We start from the raw sequence: 16,182 nt of genomic DNA, 5'->3' as shown, positions 1-16,182 counted from the left end.
TTCGCGTGCGCCGTTGGTGGATTCGTTCCGGACTGGCGATGGCGACGGCGGCGGCGACTCTCGTCGCGACCGGTTGGCCCGCCGCCGCCTGCGAGGACGACAAGCCGGTCACCGAGGCGAAGCACTCTTTGGGCGACCCCGGCGCGATCAAGGGCGTGGAACCGGTCGGCAACGTGCCCGACGCGCAAGGGGCCATTTCGGCGAACTTCCTCGGCTACGGCAAGCGTGACGTGATGGTCGTGTCCGGTCAGTTCGGCCTGAAGGTCTACGACCTCACGGACAATCCGGCGAAGCCGCGCGCGATCGGCGAGCTGAGCCTGCCCGGGCTGTGGGAGACCGAGGACACCGAAGTCGACGCGAAGCGCAAGCTCGTGTTCCTCTCCCGCGACCCGCGCGCGTTCAAGGGCAACACGCACACCGGCGAGTCCGGGATCTACGTCGTCGACGTGTCGCATCCGGAGAAGCCGGAGATCCTCAGCTACGTCAAGGTCCCGGCGGGCCACACCACCAGCTGCGTCGACGACTGCCGCTACCTCTGGACCGGCGGCCCTGCGAAGGCCGACAACCAGCCCGCGGACTGGGGCGGCAGGCCGATCTGGGTCACCGACGTGCGCGACCCGCGCGCCCCGAAGGTGCACCCGGATCCGATCGAACTCGCCCGCAACGACGGGAAAACCGACTACGTGCACGACGTGCAGGTGGACAAAACGGGTGTCGCGTGGGTGTCCGGAGCGGGCGGCGTGCGCGGCTACTGGACGTCCGGTCTCCATCGCGACCCGGTGCAGAACCGCTACCGCTGGGCGACCGCGCTCAAGCCGGTGCCGTACGCGGGCGGCGGGGTGTCGGAAACGGCCGCGCCGTCGAAGTTCCTGCACAACAGCTTCCACCCGGTCGGCTCGCGGGACGACGGCGCCTGGCGCGGCCACGACCTCGTGTACGCCACCGAGGAAAGCTTCCTCCCCGGCTGCGCGGGCGACGGCGTACTGACCATTTCCTCGCTGGAGGGCTCGTACCAGGGCGAAGGCTGGCGGTCCACGCCGGAGAATCCGTTCCGGATGCGCAGCATCGGCACCTGGGGCGTCGCCGGGCAGGAAGGCAGCGACCCGGTGTCCGACGACTGTTCGGCGCACTACTTCGACCTGCGCGGACATGTGCTGGTGCAGTCGTTTTACGCGCAGGGGACCCGGTTCCTGGACGTGAGCGACCCGTCGAACCCGACGCAGATCGCGTACTTCCGGCCGGCCGACGCGGCTTCGTGGGCGCCGTACTGGCACGACGGGTACGCGTATGTGGCGGACAACAAGCGCGGGATCGACATTCTGAAGCTGACTGCTTAGCGGCCGGCCAGTTCGCGGAGGAACTGTCGCGCGGAGAAGGCGACCGTGTGCTCGGTGAACTCGTTGTCCGCCTCGTCTTCTTCCGGTACGCCGAGGTTTCGCCAGGTGACGAGGTCGCCTCGCCTCGAAACCTTCGCGGCGATGGCACCGCACTCGATGTCTTCGCACTCCGGGCAGACGTACAGCAGCACCCGGCCGTCCGGCGCGTCGCCAGGAGCCTCCCCGAGCACGCGGGCCAAGCGCAGCGGGTCGCGCGGGTCGTCGGTGGCCAGTATCGAAATCAAGTCCAGTTCGGTGTCGACCAAGCCGCGCAGGCTGCCCCCGTCGACCTCGAAGTCGAGATAGGTGCGTTCGCGCTGGTGCTGCTTGCGCTCGCGGATCGTGGGGACCAGGCGGATGCGGTTCACACCCGCCGATCCTGCCTCGCGGAAGCCTTGCCGCCAACCGGATATCGCACAGCCAGCCCGTCCAGCAGCGCCTGCAGACCGATCTCGAACAGATGGTCCAGATCCAGGTCGTACCCCTCGGCCAGATCCTCCACCATCCGCGCCAGCACCGGAAACCGCCCCGACCCGGTCAACGCCGCGTACCCCCGCGCCTGCGTCTCCATCCACTGATCCTCGGTGATCCCGGTCGCGCCCACCGCGTGCCGCTCGCGTTCCAGATGGATCGCGGTGCCCTGAATGTGGTTGAAGAACAACACATTCAGATCGCACAGATCAGCCGAGTTGAGCCCGAAGACCGACAACGCGGCGAGCGCGCGTTCGTTGTGCGCGGCGAGATTCGGCAGCGGCCACGGCCGGGTGAGCGGCACGAGATGCGCCAGCCACGGATGCCGCCGGTGCACTGACCAGAGCGTGCGCGCCGACAGCTCCAACTGCGCCCGCCACCCCTCCGGTTCCCGGGCCGGATAACCGGTTTCGCCGTAAACGGTGTCCGCCATCAGGAAAACCAGTTCGTCCTTTCCGGACAGATAGCGGTACGGAGCCATCGCCGGAACGCCCATCCGCGCGGCGAGTCCGCGCATCGACAGCGCCGCCACGCCCTCCGCGTCGGCGATCGCGATTGCCGTGCGCACCAGCCGATCCCGGGTCAGCACTGGCCGCTTCGAGTCGGCCGCAGGGTGCTGACCGGCGACGACGTGGCCCGCCCGGGGTTCGGCGCGGATCAGGCCCTCGCGGCGCACCACGTCGAGCGCCTTGGCCGCGGTGGCTGTCGCGACGCCGTGCGCCGAAGCCAGCTGACGGGTCGACGGCACCTTCGCACCCGGCGGCCGCTCTCCCCGCGCGATCTCTTCGCGCAGGGCGGCGGCGATGCGGAGGTAGGGCGGTTCGGTCGGCATCGGCGTCCTGTCTGTACTAGGTCAGCGGGGTATCTGTACTAGGTCAGTTTTGGCGTGGGAAGCCAGGTCAGGGCAGGTTCATCAGGGTAATGATGCACCGTATCAAGGGGTGAGGAAATGCCTGAAGCACTGGTGTGCGGCGCGGGGATCGCCGGGTGCGCGTCGGCCTACTGGCTGCGCCGCAACGGCTACGACGTGACGGTCGTCGAGCGCGCGGACGGATTGCGCAACGGGGGTCAGGCGGTCGACATCCGCGGGGTCGCGCTGGAGGTCATCGACCGGATGGGACTGCGCGAGCAGGTCGATGCCAAGCGCACGCGGATGCGCGGGATGTCGATGCTCGACGCGTCCGGCAACGAGGTGTTCCGTTCCGAAGAACGCACCTTCAGCAGCGGACGGCTCGACAGCGCGGACATCGAGATCCTCCGCGACGAGCTGGTCGGGCTGCTGCACGACGCGGCCGACGTGGAGTACCGCTTCGGCGACGAGATCATCGCGCTCGACGCCGAGTCCGGCCGGGTCGAGTTCGCCAAGGCCGAACCGCGCACCTTCGACCTGATCGTGGGCGCGGACGGCGCGCACTCGGCGGTCCGGCGGCTCGCGTTCGGCCCGGAAGACCAGTTCCGCCGCTACCTCGGGCAGTACCTGGCGATCTTCCCGGCGGCCAACACCGTCGGCCTCGAAGACTGGGAGATCTGGTTCCAGGGCGAGGGCGTCGGCGGCGCGGTCTACCCGGTGCCCGGCAACGAGGAGATCCGGGTGACCTTCGGTTTCGGCGAGCCGGAGTACCGCGAGATCCGGGACGTCGCGGAGCAGAAGAAGCTCGTCGCGCAGCGGCTGGCCGAGGTCGGCGGCCCGGTTCCCGAGCTGGTCAAAGCGATGGAGGACTCCCCGGCCTTCTTCTTCGACGCGATGCTCCAGATCCGCCTCGACCGCTGGACGACCGGACGGGTCGCGCTGGTCGGCGACGCCGGGTACTGCGCGTCCGTGCTGTCCGGGCAGGGCACGAGCCTGGCCTTGGTCGGCGCGTACATCCTGGCCGACGGCCTCGCCGACTACGAGACCCGGATGCGCCCGTTCGTCGAGCTGAACCAGGCGCTGGCCACGGAAAACCCGACCGGGCCCGCACCGGAGGAATCCGTCGAACGGGCGAAGAACGCGATCAGCCTGACCCGAGTCCGGCACTGACCCGCCAGGTGGCGGGAGATTCCCGCCGCCCGGCTGGCCCCGTCCGGCTCCCGGGCGGCGAGGATGGGTCGAGTACCCGAGTACCCGAGCTCCATGGAGGTCCCCGCGATGACCGCGTATCCGCCGCTCCCGTTCGATCCCGAGCTCGCCGCGGCGCTCGAGGTGCTCGAAGCGGAGCGTCCGCCGATCAAAACGCTCGAGTCGATCCCGGCGGTGCGCGCGGCGGCGGGGAAGCGGCAGATCTCGCTGGACGAGATCACCGCCGACGGCGCCCTCGAAGTGTCCGAAGTGGACGCTGAGGGGCCGCGCGGCCCGATCCCGCTGATCGTCGCGCGGCCGGCCGGGGCGGTCGACGTCCCGGTGCTGTACTGGCTGCACGGCGGAGGCATGATCATCGGCGGGCACAAGGGCGGCGACCTGTACTTCCTCAAGGAGTACGCGACCGAACTGGGTCTCGGCTTCGTCTGCGTCGACTACCGCGTCGCGCCTGAACACCCGCATCCCGCACCGGTCGAGGACTGCTACGCCGGTCTCGAATGGACGGTCAAGCACGCCGCCGAGTACGGCTTCGACGCCTCCCGCGTCGTGATCGGCGGGGCGAGCGCGGGCGGCGGGCTCGCGGCCGCGACGGCGTTGCTGGCCCGGGACCGAGGCGGCCCGGAACTGCTCGGCCAGCTGCTCGTGTACCCGATGCTCGACGACCGCAACGACTCTCCGTCGGCGATCCAGATGGCCGAAATGGGCAGCTGGGACCGCACCGCGAACAACGTCGGCTGGACCGCGTTGCTCGGCGACGCCCGCGGCGGTCCGGACGTGTCGCCATACGCCGCGCCCGCGCGCGCCGAAGACCTGTCCGGCCTCCCGCCCGCGTTCCTCGACGTCGGGAGCACCGAGACCTTCCGCGACGAGGTCATCGCCTACGCGAACCAGCTGTGGCTGGCCGGGGTGCAGGCGGAACTGCACGTCTGGCCGGGCGCGTTCCACGGCTTCGACGGCTCGGCTCCGCAGGCCGCGCTGTCGCAGCAGGCCCGCGCCGAGCGGCTGCCGTGGCTGCGGCGGCTGCTCGGCTGAACCGGACGGGCGATGATGGACCGATGAGGGAGCTGGTCACGCATCTGAGCGCGCTCGATCCCGGCGCGGCCGAGACGGTCAAGGTCATCGCTTACTTCGACCGGCTGGTCGAGGGCCGCGCCGGGCTGGAGCCGATCGTGCGCGGGGCGGCGGTGCTGTCCGGCTGCCCCGCGCGGCTGGCCGACGACGAACGCCGGGTGCGCGTCCGCGTCGAACCGGACGGACGGGTGGTGCCCTCGGCCGAACCGCCGGATCCGGAATGGCCGTCGGCTCCGGTGCGGCCGGACGGGCCGGTCGCGCTGTGGCTGGAACGGCCTGGTCCGGCGAGTCCGGTGGACGCGATGGTGCTGGAGCGCGCGTCGGCGGCGGCTCGGGCGGTGCTGGACCGCACGCGCGGCCGGGTCGTCGATCCGGCGTCGGTCGAGGTGGTGCTCGACGCTTCAGCCGACGAGAAGACCCGGCTCCGCGCCGCGCACCGGCTTGGGCTCGGCACGAGCGCGCGGGCCGTCGTGGCGGACGCGGTCCCGCTGGTCGTCCCTCCACAGTGGACTCCGCCGGAACGCGCCCGGGTCGGCCTGGGAGCGGTGGTGCACCTGGCCGACCTTCCGGTGTCCGGCGAACAAGCCCGGACCGCTTTCCGTTTCACCGCGACCGAAGACGACCCTGGACCGTCCGTTGTGGACTATGCCGAACTCGGCGGCCTGTCGGTGCTCGCCGATGCGGTCGGGCCGGGCGCCAAACCGGTCGCTGACGTCACCAGCCTGGAGAACGCCCGCACGACGGCCCCGTGGGTCTTGCCCACGCTGGTCGCCGTGGCGGGCGCTCCGAGTCTGCGCGGCGCCGCGAACACGTTGGTAGTGCACCATTCGACGCTGCAGGAGCGCCTGGCCCACGCCGAGCACCTGCTCGGCTGGCCAGTGCGCGATCCCGCCGGCCGGTTGCGGTTGCAGCTCGCCATCGCCTTGTGGCGGCTGCACCGCACCGGTTGATCACGGCGTGAGCAGCGGCAGCAACGGTTTCCGCACCGCCGTCGCGACGCCGTCGGACTCGACGGCCGCGGCGATCCGCTCGTCGGTCGGCGTCCCGTAGGACGTGGTCCGCTGCCGCAGCGGACGCCCGAGCGGCTCGACCATCGCGCGCATGTCGCTGATCGTCTTGTACGACCCGTTCGCCGCGCCCGCCATCCGGCTGATCGTCTCCTCCATCAGCGTGCCGCCGATGTCGTTGACGCCGCCCTGCAGCACCGCCCGGCTGCCTTCCTCGCCGAGCTTCACCCAGGAGCTCTGGATGTTGTCGAACGTGCCGTGCAGCAGCAGCCGCGACAGCGCGTGCACCGCCCGGTTCTCGCGCAGCGTCGTGCCCGCGCGGGCGAGACCGGCCAGGTAGATCGGCGAACTCTGGTGGATGAACGGCAGCAGCACGAACTCGCTGAACCCGCGCCGCCCGTTGCGTTCGACGCCCTCGCGCTGCAGTTTCGCCAGCAGCTTCAGGTGGCCGACCCAGTGGCTCGGGTTGTCCACGTGGCCGTACATCATCGTCGCCGTGGTCGGCAGCCCGACGTCGTGCGCGGTGGTGACCACTTCGATCCACGCGTCGGTCGGCAGTTTGCCCTTGGTGAGCACCCACCGGACGTCGTCGTCGAGGATCTCCGCCGCGGTGCCCGGCAGAGAGTCCACACCGGACTCCTTCGCCCGGATCAGGAAGTCGCGAATGGACAGATTCGTCCGCGACGCGCCGTTCACGACCTCCATCGGGCTGAACGAGTGCAGGTGGATGTCCGGCTGCCGCCGCTTCACCTCGGCCGCGAGGTCGAAGTACGCGGTGCCCGGCAGATCCGGGTGGATCCCGCCCTGCATGCAGATCTCGGTCGCCCCCGCGGCCCACGCCTCGTCGACCCGCTCGCCGACCTGCTCCAGCGAGAGCGTGTACGCGTCGGCGTCGGTCTTTCGCTGTGCGAAGGCACAGAAGCGGCAGCCGGTGTAACAGACGTTGGTGAAGTTGATGTTCCGCGTGACGACGAAGGTGATGTCGTCCCCGACGACCTCTCGCCGCAGGTCGTCGGCCAGCTTCGTGAGCGCGTCCAGCTCCGGCCCGTCAGCGTGCAGCAGCGAGAGCGCGGCGTCGTCGGACAGCCCGGCCGGGTCTTTTTCCGCGCTGCGCAACGCATCCCGCACGTCGGTGTCGAACCGCTGAGGTCCGGTCTTGATCTTCCGGCCGATTTCTTTCCAGTCGCCGTAGACCGAATCGAAGTCGCCGCGGCGGTCCTCGGTGCGGCCGGTCGTGTCGATCTCGGTGTGCAGCTCGGTGCGGCCGGATTCCTGCCAGCCGCCGTCCGGCTCCTGCCACGGGATCCCGACCGGCATCGCGCCGTCCCGGGCCAGCCCGGTCTCCCCGTCGACCAGCGCCGCGACGTGCCGCGTGACGCGCGGGTCGAGCCACGGCTGGCCGCGCTTCACGTACTCCGGATAGATGGTCAGCCGCTCGCGCAGCGCGTACCCGGCCTTCTCGGTCTGCCGCGCCAGCAGGTCGATCTGCGGCCACGCGCGTTCGGGGTTGACGTGGTCCGGGGTGAGCGGCGAAACGCCGCCCCAGTCGTCGATGCCCGCGCGGATCATCAGGTCGTACTGGTCGCCGATGAGGTTCGGCGGCGCCTGGATGCGCATCCTCGGGCCCAGCACCAGCCGGGCCACGGCGATGTTCGCGGCCAGTTCTTCGAGGTCTGCGTCCGGGGTCGCGCGCATCTTCGTGTCCGGCTTGGCCCGGAAGTTCTGCACGATGACTTCCTGGATGCCGCCGTACTCGCGCGCGGTCTTGCGGATCGCGAACAGCGCGTCGGCGCGTTCCTCGTGCGTCTCGCCGATCCCGATCAGCACGCCGGTGGTGAACGGCACCGAGCTGCGGCCGGCGTCCTCCAGCACGCGCAGCCGGACCTCGGGATCCTTGTCCGGCGAACCGTAGTGCGGCCCGCCCTTCTCGCTCCACAAGCGACGGGCGGTGGTCTCCAGCATCATGCCCATCGACGGCGCGACCGGCTTCAGCCGCTGGAAGTCCTGCCAGCTCATGACCCCGGGGTTGAGGTGCGGCAGCAGGCCGGTCTCCTCGAGCACCCGGATCGCCATCGCGCGGACGTAGGACAGCGTGTCGTCGTAGCCGTGCGCGTCCAGCCATTCGCGCGCGGCCTTCCAGCGGTCCTCCGGCCGGTCGCCGAGGGTGAAAAGGGCTTCCTTGCAGCCCATTTCCGCACCCTTGCGCGCGATGTCGAGCACCTCGTCCGGCGACAGGAACGGCGATTCGAGCTTGCCGGGGACGGTCACGAAGGTGCAGTAGCCGCACCGGTCCCGGCACAACCGGGTCAGCGGGATGAACACCTTGCGGCTGTAGGTGATGATCCCCGCGCGACCGGCTTCTTCGAGGCCAGCGTCGCGGATGCGGGCGGCGTATCCGGACAAAGTCTTGAGGTCGTCGCCGCGGGCGTGCAGCAGCACGGCCGCCTCGGCGACGTCGAGCGTCTTCCCGTCCCGCGCGCGGGCGAGCGCACGGCGCATGGCCGACGGGGTGGGCGTGGTCACGCCAGCTTCGGGCTCCATTCCCGCCACGCTAGGACCCGGCCGCCGCGACCAGCCAGCTCTTAGCCCGCCACGGTGCGCGCTCTCGGTCCAGGGTGATCATTAGCGCAGGTTGCGGGCTTGTCGCCGCGGTCCGGCGGCGGTATTACCTAAAGGGTGGCGTCAGTGATCGGGAAGCGCATCGGCGGGCGGACCTACTACTACCTCGCCGAGTCCGCGCGCGTCGACGGCAAGCCGCGCGTGGTCGGCCAGCGCTACCTCGGGACCGCCGAGGACATCGCGGCGGCAGTCGCCGGCGGCGGACCGGAGGCGGCCGGCGCGCGGCACCGGTCGTTCGGCGATGTTTCCGCCGTGTGGGGGACGCTGCAGCGGCTCGACCTCGTCCGGCGCGTCGACTCTGTCGCTGGACCGCAGCGCGCCCGGCCGACGCTCGGCCTCCACGTCGCGCTGGCGGTATTGCATCGGGCGACCGCGCCGGAGACGGAGTTCGAGGAGTGGTGGACCGGCTGTCTGGCGCAGGATCTCGTCCGGCCGCGGCCGCCCAAGGGATCGATCACGACCGCTGGCCATTGGCGGGCGCTGCAGCGGCTCAACCCGGAGCGGATCGCTGGAGTGGAAACCGTTGTCGCTGAAGCGGTTCTGGAGCTGTTGGGCGACGACGGGACGGAAGCCCTGGCAGTCGACGTCGCGCAGTTCGCCGCGTTCACCGCCGCGGATTGCACGCTGCCGTCGGCCTGTCAGGACGTGCTCGCCGGGCTGGGCCTGGTCGTCACGCGAGACGGGGCGATTCCGCTGGCTTCTCGGGTCTATCGAAGGGAAAAGGCCCCGACCTTCGGCGCTTTGGCGGTCGAGTTGGGGGAGCGGTATCCGACTGCGGACGTCACGTTGGTCTTCCACGCCGGCCAGGCCGCGCAGCTTGATCTGGGCGCGCGAACCGGGTTCGTCGGCTCGCTTCCGCTGGCTGATCACCCGGAGCTGCTCTCGCGCCCGGCGTCGGTGCGGCGGCGGGTGGACCCGGAGCGGTTCGCCGGGCTGACCGCGTTCGACACCGTGGCGACTGTCGACGGTGCCCGCCGACGCGTCATCCTCACCCATTCCGCGACGCTGCACGCGGCGCAATACCGGGCGTTCACCAGCGAACTGAGCACGACGGTGCGGGAACTCGACGGGCTGGCCGCCGCTCTCGCGGCAGGCACCCACCGCGGCGACCGGACCCAGGTGCACGCGGAGATGTCCCGGATCATTCGCGGCCGCCGCGTGGAGCGGGTGCTGAACACGACGCTGACCGGCACTCGCGCGGGGGATCTCCGGCTGGAGTGCCGGGTTGACGACGCCGCGGTCGCCCGGCTGGCGGAGGAGTTCTTCGGCAAGCAGATCCTCGTGACGGACCGGGACTGGCCGGTCGCCGAGGTGGTCACCGCCTACCGGGCCCGGACGCACCTCGAGTCGACGTTCCGCTGGCTGACCGGGCCCGCTGCGGCCGGGCCGTCGCCGCGGTGGGAGTGGACTTCGCACCGGATCGCGGTGCATACGCTCGTGTCGGTGCTTTCCGCGACGGTCACGCACCTGATGCGGCGGGAGGCGGACCGGGCCGGGATGAACCTGTCGGTGGCGGAGTTGCTCGACCAGTTGCGGGGGATCGGGGAGACGGTGCTGCGGCATCGGTCTACGGGAGGGCGGCCTCGTACGCGGCGGATTTTGTCTGACCGGACTGTGCGGCAGCAGGCGTTGTTCGAGTTGTTCGGGCTGGAGCGGTTCGGGCCTGGGTGATCGGCTCGATCGGCTCGTCGCCTGGGGGCGACATCGCTTTTGGCGTCGTGGGGGCACCCCGAAGCCCGATTGTGCTGACGGTTCGGGGGTGCTTGTCAAGGCGGGAAAGATGCCTTGACAAGCACCCCCGAACCGCAGGGAAGGCTTCGTATCGGGGTGCAGGGCGGGGGCTGGCTGCTTGGTCGCGTGGGGTGTGCGGGGTGCGGCTGGCGGGAGGGCTGTGAGGGGAACCCTGAGGGAATTAGATTCCCTCAGGGTTCCCCTCACGGACGTCGGGGGCTCAGGACTTGCGGTCGATGTTCAGTGCGGAGAAGGTCTGGACCACTGGCATCAGTTCGATGACGTTGATGTTCACGTGTCCGGGCTGGGAGCTGGCCCAGTACACCGACTCGGCGACGTCGTCGGCGGTCAGCGGAGTCGTCCCGGCGTACACGTTGTCCGCCTTGGCCTGGTCGCCGCCGAACCGGACGGTCGAGAATTCGGTGCCGCCGACCAGGCCGGGTTCGACGTTCGTCACGCGGACGCCGGTGCCGCGCAGGTCGGAGCGCAGGTTGAGGCTGAACTGGTGGACGAACGCCTTGGTCGCGCCGTAGACGTTCGCGCCGGGGTAGGCGTAGCTGCCCGCGACGGAGCCGATGTTGATCACGTGCCCGGCGCCGCGTTCGACCATTCCGGGCAGCACCGCGCGGGTGAGGTGGACGAGACCGGTCACGTTGGTCTCGATCATCTGGTCCCAGTCCTCCAGCTTCGCCTCGTGCGCGGGTTCGAGACCCTTGGCGAGGCCGGCGTTGTTGACCAGGATGTCGATCTTCGCCCACTCCTCGGGCAGCTCCGCGACGACGTCCGCGACCGCGGCCGCGTCGCGGACGTCGAGCACCAGCGGGTACACCGCGTCGCCCAGTTCGTCCGCGAGCGTCTTCAGCCGGTCGCCGTTGCGGGCCGCGGCGACGACCCGCGCGCCCTCCGCGACGAACCGGCGCGTGATCGCGGCACCGAACCCGGCGCTCGCGCCGGTCACCAATACGGTCTTCATGGAGTGCGTCACCGTTCTTCTGCGTGGTCCGGCCGGACCTGGTCCAGGAAGCGGCCGAACACGTCGTTGAACCCGGCCGCGCTTTCCAGGTTAGGCAGGTGTCCCGCGCCGTCGAGCACCACCAGCTCCGAGCCGGGCACGAGCTGGTGCAGCAGCTGCGCGTCGGCGACCGGAGTGAACTCGTCCTCGCTGCCCACGACGACCAGCGTCGGCACGCTGACCTGTTTGAGGGAATCGCGATAGTCCGGTCGTTTCGCCCTGGTCCGCAACGCCGCCGCCGCGCCTGCCGCCGGTGCGTCGCGCATCATCTTCTGGACGTGCCCGGCCACTTCGGTCTTTGCCCGGAGCGTGCCCGGCGACACCATCTTCGGCAACAGCTCGTCCGCGTACGCGGTCATGCCTTCCGCGAGCACCCGGTCCGCGGCCTGATTGCGCACCACCTTTCCTTCGGCGGTCTCGGGCTCGGCGAACGTGTCGGCGAGCAGCAGCGCGGCGATCCGCTCCGGATAGTCCCGGACGGTCTGCATCACGATCTGCCCGCCCATCGACAGCCCGCCGAGCGCGAAACGGCTGATGCCGAGGTGATCGGCCAACCCGATCAGATCCTCGGCGAAGTCCTTGAGCTCGCGGACCGCCGGACCGGTGCTGTCCCCGTATCCCCGCAGGTCAGGCACCACGACCCGGTGTCCGTTCCGCGCGAGGTGCTCCGCCTGTGGACCCCACATGGACCGGTCGAAGGGGTGCCCGTGCACGAGAAGCACCGCGATCTTCGGCTGCGACCCCAGGTCGTCGTAGGCTATCCGAGCGCCGGAGGGGAGGAGGACTGTCTGCATGTCCCCGACGCTAATCGGGGCGATTTCTCAGTGCAATAAGGCGCAATGTAGTCGGAGCAATGTTTTTCAGCGCAGCTGCGCGAAGAACTGGCGGACGTCGCCCACCCACAGCTCCGGCACCTCCTGCGCCGCGTAATGCCCGCCGCGGTCGTACTCGTTCCACGACACCAGATTCCGGTGGTGCTCGGTGAACACCCGGATCGACGGGAGGTCGCCCGGGAACTGCGCGACCCCGAGCGGCACCGGATTGCGGCCTTCGGCGGGCGTCTCGCGGGCTTCCTCGGCGTAGATCCGGATCGCCGACCCTGCCGTGCCAGTCAGCCAGTGGATCGTGACGTGGGTGAGGATTCCGTCGGCGTCGAGGCCGTGGTCGTGCATCGCCTGCGCGTTCCAGCCGAGCAGTCCGACGGGGGAGTCGGACAGCGCGTGCGCGAGAGTTTGCGGCTGCTGCGCCTGGACGACGCCGTAGGAAGCTTCCTCGGCGAAGTAGCGGTGGAACGCGTCCCAGGCGGCTTTGTCCTTAGAGGACAGCTGGGCGATCCATTGTGGATCGTCGTCGGGCGGCGGATCCCAGGTCTGCGTCACGTGCGCGCCGAGCACCCGCTCCGGCACGACGCGACCGACCTCCGGCGCGATCCCCGAACCCCAGTCGTTGCCCGCTGTCCCGTAGCGCTGGTATCCGAGCCGGCGCATCAACTCCGCCCACGCCCGCGCGATCCGCCGCGGACCCCAGCCGGTATCGGCCGTCGGACCGGAGAATCCGAACCCCGGCAACGACGGAAGCACGACGTCGAACGCGATCGACGGATCGAGCCCGTGCGCGCGAGGATCGCTCAACGGCCCGACCGCGGCCAGGTACTCCGCCGCCGACCCCGGCCAGCCGTGGCTGAGGATCAGCGGGATCGCGTCCGGCTCCGGCGAACGGGCGTGCAGGAAGTGGACGTTGCTGCCGTCGATCGTCGTCGTGAACTGCGGATACTCGTTGAACCGCCGTTCCCAAGCCCGCCAGTCGTAGCGACTGCGCCAGTACTCGGCCAGCTCGCGCACCCGGCCGACGCTGACGCCGTACCCCTGGTCGCCGCCGACCGGCTCGGGCGCCCACCTCGTTCGATCGAGCCGTTCCCGCAGATCGACCAGGTCCGTTTCCGGGATCTCGAGCCGATACGGCCGGATCTCGTCAGTCATTGCCAGCTCCTTCGGAGAGCCGCCGGGCGCAGGCGTTGAGATACCGCACCTGACGGATGTTGGTGGCGAGTCCGGCCGCGCGCAGGTACGCGCTCCGGGCCGCTTCGCGGTCGCCCGCCTTTTCCAGAAGATGTGCCCGCGCCGCGTAAAACCGCCGGTCGCGGTGGTCGAGTGCTTCGAGCAGTTTGAGCCCCGCCGCCGGCCCGTCCGCCATCCCGACCGCGACGGCGTGACTCACCTTCGCGACCGGACTCGCCGAAACCCTGAGCAGCAGCCGGTAAAGCCCGACGATCTGCCGCCAGTCGGTCTCCTCCGCGGTGGCCGCCTCGTCATGGACCGCCGCGATCGCCGCCTGCAGCTGGTACGGCCCGACCGGCCCGCGCGGCAACGCCGCCGTCACCAGCTCCACCCCGCGCCGGATCGGCTCGGCCTTCCACCGCGTCCGGTCCTGCTCGTGCAGCGGAACCAGCTCACCGTGGGCGCTGACCCGCGCGGGCGACCGGGCGTCGGTCAGCAGCATCAACGCGAGCTGCCCCGCCGCTTCGCTGTCGCCGGGCAGCAGCGCGGCCGTCGTCTCCGCCAGCCGGATCGCCTCCGCGACCAGGTCGCCGCGGCGCAAATCCGGCCCTGACGTCGCTGAGTAGCCCTCGGTGAAAATCAGGTACAGGACATGCAGGACCGCGTCGAGCCGCTCGCGCCGCGCCTGCACCGGCGGCATCCGGAACGGCACCCCGCTGTCCTGGATCGTCCGCTTGGCCCGGGAAATCCGGCGCGTCATCGAGTCCTCGGAGGTGAGGAACGTCCTCGCGATCTCCGCGGTCGTGAGCCCGCCGACGGCCCGCAACGTGAGCGCGATCTGCGACGCCGCCGACAACGACGGATGGCAGCAGAGCAGGAGCAGGATCAACGTGTCGTCCGCGTCGCCCGCTTGCTCGCCGACCTCTTCGCGAGCCGCCCGGACCTCCCGCTCGCGTCTCGCCTGGTCAGCCCGGAGCAGATCGATCAGCTTCCGGCTCGCGACCTGGAGCAGCCAGCCGAACGGGCGCTCCGGGATCCCCGTCTCCGGCCACTGCCGGGAGGCTTTGAGCAGGGCTTCCTGGACGGCGTCCTCGGCCGGGTCGAACCGCCCGTACCGGCGGATCAGCGCGCCCAGCACCCGCGGAGCGAGGGTGCGGAGGGTGTCGTTGACCGTGGCCTCGGACTCGTCGGTCATCTCTGCCGCCTTGGTCTGTCGCCTTGGTCTGCTGCCTGGTCGTGCCTGGGTCGCCGCGCCGCCCGGGCACGGCCTCGGCTGGCGGATGTCAGAGTTCGCCGTCGGTCCCCATCACCGGCCGGACCACCACCCCGGCCTCGGACAACCGGCCCGGTGCCTTGAGCAGTCCCGCCGCGATGTCGGTCGCCCGGTCGAAACTGGCGCAGTCGACCATCCAGTACCCGGCGATGACCTCCTCGGTCTCGCCGAACGGCCCGTCGGTGACGACCGGAACCCCGTCCCGCAGATCGAGCCGGCGAGCCAGCACCGGAGCGGTGAGCCCCTGCGTCTCGACCAGTTCTCCCGATTCGGCCAGCGCCCCGGTGAACCCGGCGAGGAACTCGTCGATCGCCGCCATCTCCGCCGGGGTAGCCGCGCCGTCCTTGCCGCCGAGGTGGTCGTAGTCCTGCTGGTTGCCGTACGCCAGGATCAGGTACTTCATCGGTGTTCCCTTCTCTCTCGGGTCTGCTCGTGCGACCGGGGCTGGGCCGCCAGTCGAGGAAAGAACGAAGCTGGCTGCCTGGGACCGGACATCGCCTGCCCGTCTATTCGAGTGACCTGGATCACTCGCCGGTGGGGCAGGGCCGCTTTGGCGATCACGGTGCACTGGCAGGCGACCCTGGCAGTCGACCTCGGCAGACGACCATGGTGCCTCCGGCAGAACGGCCTCGCTGCCGATCCGGCCCTCTTCTTCCCGCCCGGTCCTCTTCTTCCCACCCCGGCTTTCTTCCTGCCGCCCCGGTGCCCCTCCTCCCGCCCCGGTGCTCTTCCCAGCGCCCCAGCCTTTGTCCTGCCGGCCCGGCACTCCTCCTGCGACCCGGCACTCTTCCTGCTGCTTCCGGCCTTCCTCCTGTCGACCTGCCGACGCGGCCTTCTTCCTGCTGCTTCCAGCTCTGCCCGCGTCTTCCCCTCCGGTTCTGGGCTCGGCCCCTGCCTCCCGCTTCCGGTTCTGCCCGCGCCTTCCCGTTCCAGGCCCCTCCCGTTCCCTCCGGGCCCTTCCCGTTCCAGGCCCAGCCCGCACCTTCCGCTTCCGGTTCTGCCCGCACCTCATCCGCCGAGCCGACCTCGCCCCGCCCTGTGCCGCAAGTCGACCTCCGCCCATTGCCTCGCCCGGTGCTTCGCCCGCCGGTCTCTATCGGGGAGCGAGGGGACCACTCGCTCCCGCTATTCGCCGATAACGCGCCGCCCGTTCCTTCGCATTGCGGCATCCGCGAGCCGATAAGCCACCGGATTTGCCGGGCCCGGTCCGCCGAGTCGCGGCCCGCCCGCCCGCCGGATCGGCCGCCACGGCCCCATTCGGCCGGTTGACCTGCGAAGATCGCATTAAGGGACCCCCCTGTTTCGGACCGTTTCGAGCCATGTAAAGTTCTCCAAGTCGCCAGGGAAACCGGGTGGCCGCCGGGACACGAACCAAGCTCTCGCCTCTAGGGTGATTGAGTGGGTGTCCCACCATAAACTGCTAGGAATGACCGCTTCGGTCAGGCTCGCCCTTACGGGGTTGGGTTTGATGCGGGGTGTGTTGCTTGAGAACTCAACAGTGTGCTAGTGAACTAAGCCAGTAGAGCTTAATATGAAACCCCCTCGTCGGGGTTTCCTTTGAGAATG

The 16,182-nt window shown here is 70.2% G+C and carries 13 protein-coding genes; 5 read left to right on the top strand and 8 right to left on the bottom strand.

Annotated elements, in window-relative coordinates:
* The first annotated feature begins 38 nt into the window (after positions 1-38).
* Positions 39-1,337, top strand: coding sequence for an LVIVD repeat-containing protein (locus tag ACZ7SW_RS40385; RefSeq protein WP_470235698.1), 1,299 nt, complete (start codon positions 39-41; stop codon positions 1,335-1,337).
* Here ACZ7SW_RS40385 and ACZ7SW_RS40380 read toward each other — a convergent pair.
* Together ACZ7SW_RS40380 and ACZ7SW_RS40375 are read right to left on the bottom strand one after the other, a co-directional pair.
* Positions 1,334-1,744: a hypothetical protein gene (locus ACZ7SW_RS40380; RefSeq protein WP_470235637.1), complete on the bottom strand. Its 411-nt coding sequence runs from the start codon at positions 1,742-1,744 to the stop codon at positions 1,334-1,336. The genes ACZ7SW_RS40385 and ACZ7SW_RS40380 overlap by 4 nt on opposite strands.
* Positions 1,741-2,679 carry a TetR/AcrR family transcriptional regulator C-terminal domain-containing protein gene (locus ACZ7SW_RS40375; protein ID WP_470235636.1) on the bottom strand — a complete coding sequence of 313 codons (939 nt, stop codon included), beginning with the start codon at positions 2,677-2,679 and terminating at the stop codon, positions 1,741-1,743. The genes ACZ7SW_RS40380 and ACZ7SW_RS40375 overlap by 4 nt, the downstream gene beginning before the upstream one ends.
* Before the next feature lie 117 nt (positions 2,680-2,796).
* On the opposite strand from ACZ7SW_RS40375, the gene ACZ7SW_RS40370 reads away from it, so the two are divergent.
* The 3 genes from ACZ7SW_RS40370 to ACZ7SW_RS40360 all read left to right on the top strand — a co-directional run bounded on the left by ACZ7SW_RS40370 (position 2,797) and on the right by ACZ7SW_RS40360 (position 5,927).
* Positions 2,797-3,867, top strand: coding sequence for an FAD-dependent oxidoreductase (locus tag ACZ7SW_RS40370; protein WP_470235635.1), 1,071 nt, complete (start codon positions 2,797-2,799; stop codon positions 3,865-3,867).
* Between the two features lie 108 nt (positions 3,868-3,975).
* The gene (locus tag ACZ7SW_RS40365) at positions 3,976-4,938 is read left to right on the top strand and encodes an alpha/beta hydrolase fold domain-containing protein (RefSeq protein ID WP_470235634.1); all 963 of its coding nucleotides are present in this window, start codon (positions 3,976-3,978) and stop codon (positions 4,936-4,938) included.
* 23 nt (positions 4,939-4,961) lie between these two features.
* A complete protein-coding gene (locus ACZ7SW_RS40360; protein WP_470235633.1) occupies positions 4,962-5,927 on the top strand; it encodes a helix-turn-helix domain-containing protein in 966 nt (321 codons plus the stop codon).
* Here ACZ7SW_RS40360 and ACZ7SW_RS40355 read toward each other — a convergent pair whose 3' ends face one another.
* Positions 5,928-8,525 carry a bifunctional FO biosynthesis protein CofGH gene (locus ACZ7SW_RS40355; RefSeq protein WP_470235632.1) on the bottom strand — a complete coding sequence of 866 codons (2,598 nt, stop codon included), beginning with the start codon at positions 8,523-8,525 and terminating at the stop codon, positions 5,928-5,930.
* A gap of 135 nt (positions 8,526-8,660) precedes the next feature.
* On the opposite strand from ACZ7SW_RS40355, the gene ACZ7SW_RS40350 reads away from it, so the two are divergent.
* Positions 8,661-10,274: an IS1634 family transposase gene (locus tag ACZ7SW_RS40350; RefSeq protein WP_470235631.1), complete on the top strand. Its 1,614-nt coding sequence runs from the start codon at positions 8,661-8,663 to the stop codon at positions 10,272-10,274.
* Positions 10,275-10,554: 280 nt separating this feature from the next.
* On the opposite strand, the gene ACZ7SW_RS40345 is transcribed toward ACZ7SW_RS40350, so the two are convergent.
* The 5 genes from ACZ7SW_RS40345 to ACZ7SW_RS40325 form a co-directional block, all read right to left on the bottom strand.
* Positions 10,555-11,307: an SDR family NAD(P)-dependent oxidoreductase gene (locus tag ACZ7SW_RS40345; protein WP_470235630.1), complete on the bottom strand. Its 753-nt coding sequence runs from the start codon at positions 11,305-11,307 to the stop codon at positions 10,555-10,557.
* Positions 11,308-11,315: 8 nt separating this feature from the next.
* Entirely contained in the window at positions 11,316-12,140 is an 825-nt protein-coding gene (locus ACZ7SW_RS40340) for an alpha/beta fold hydrolase (protein ID WP_470235629.1), read from the bottom strand.
* 66 nt (positions 12,141-12,206) lie between these two features.
* Complete coding sequence (locus tag ACZ7SW_RS40335; protein WP_470235628.1) at positions 12,207-13,325, bottom strand: epoxide hydrolase family protein; 1,119 nt, start codon at positions 13,323-13,325, stop codon at positions 12,207-12,209.
* A complete protein-coding gene (locus tag ACZ7SW_RS40330; RefSeq protein WP_470235627.1) occupies positions 13,318-14,538 on the bottom strand; it encodes an RNA polymerase sigma factor in 1,221 nt (406 codons plus the stop codon). The genes ACZ7SW_RS40335 and ACZ7SW_RS40330 overlap by 8 nt, the downstream gene beginning before the upstream one ends.
* 88 nt (positions 14,539-14,626) lie before the next feature.
* Positions 14,627-15,019, bottom strand: a complete 393-nt coding sequence (locus ACZ7SW_RS40325) for a YciI family protein (protein WP_470235626.1) — start codon at positions 15,017-15,019, stop codon at positions 14,627-14,629.
* Positions 15,020-16,182 lie beyond the last annotated feature (1,163 nt).

It is taken from the genome of Amycolatopsis sp. NPDC114484, from assembly GCF_055633755.1.
This window is presented reverse-complemented; position numbering and strand designations above follow the sequence as displayed.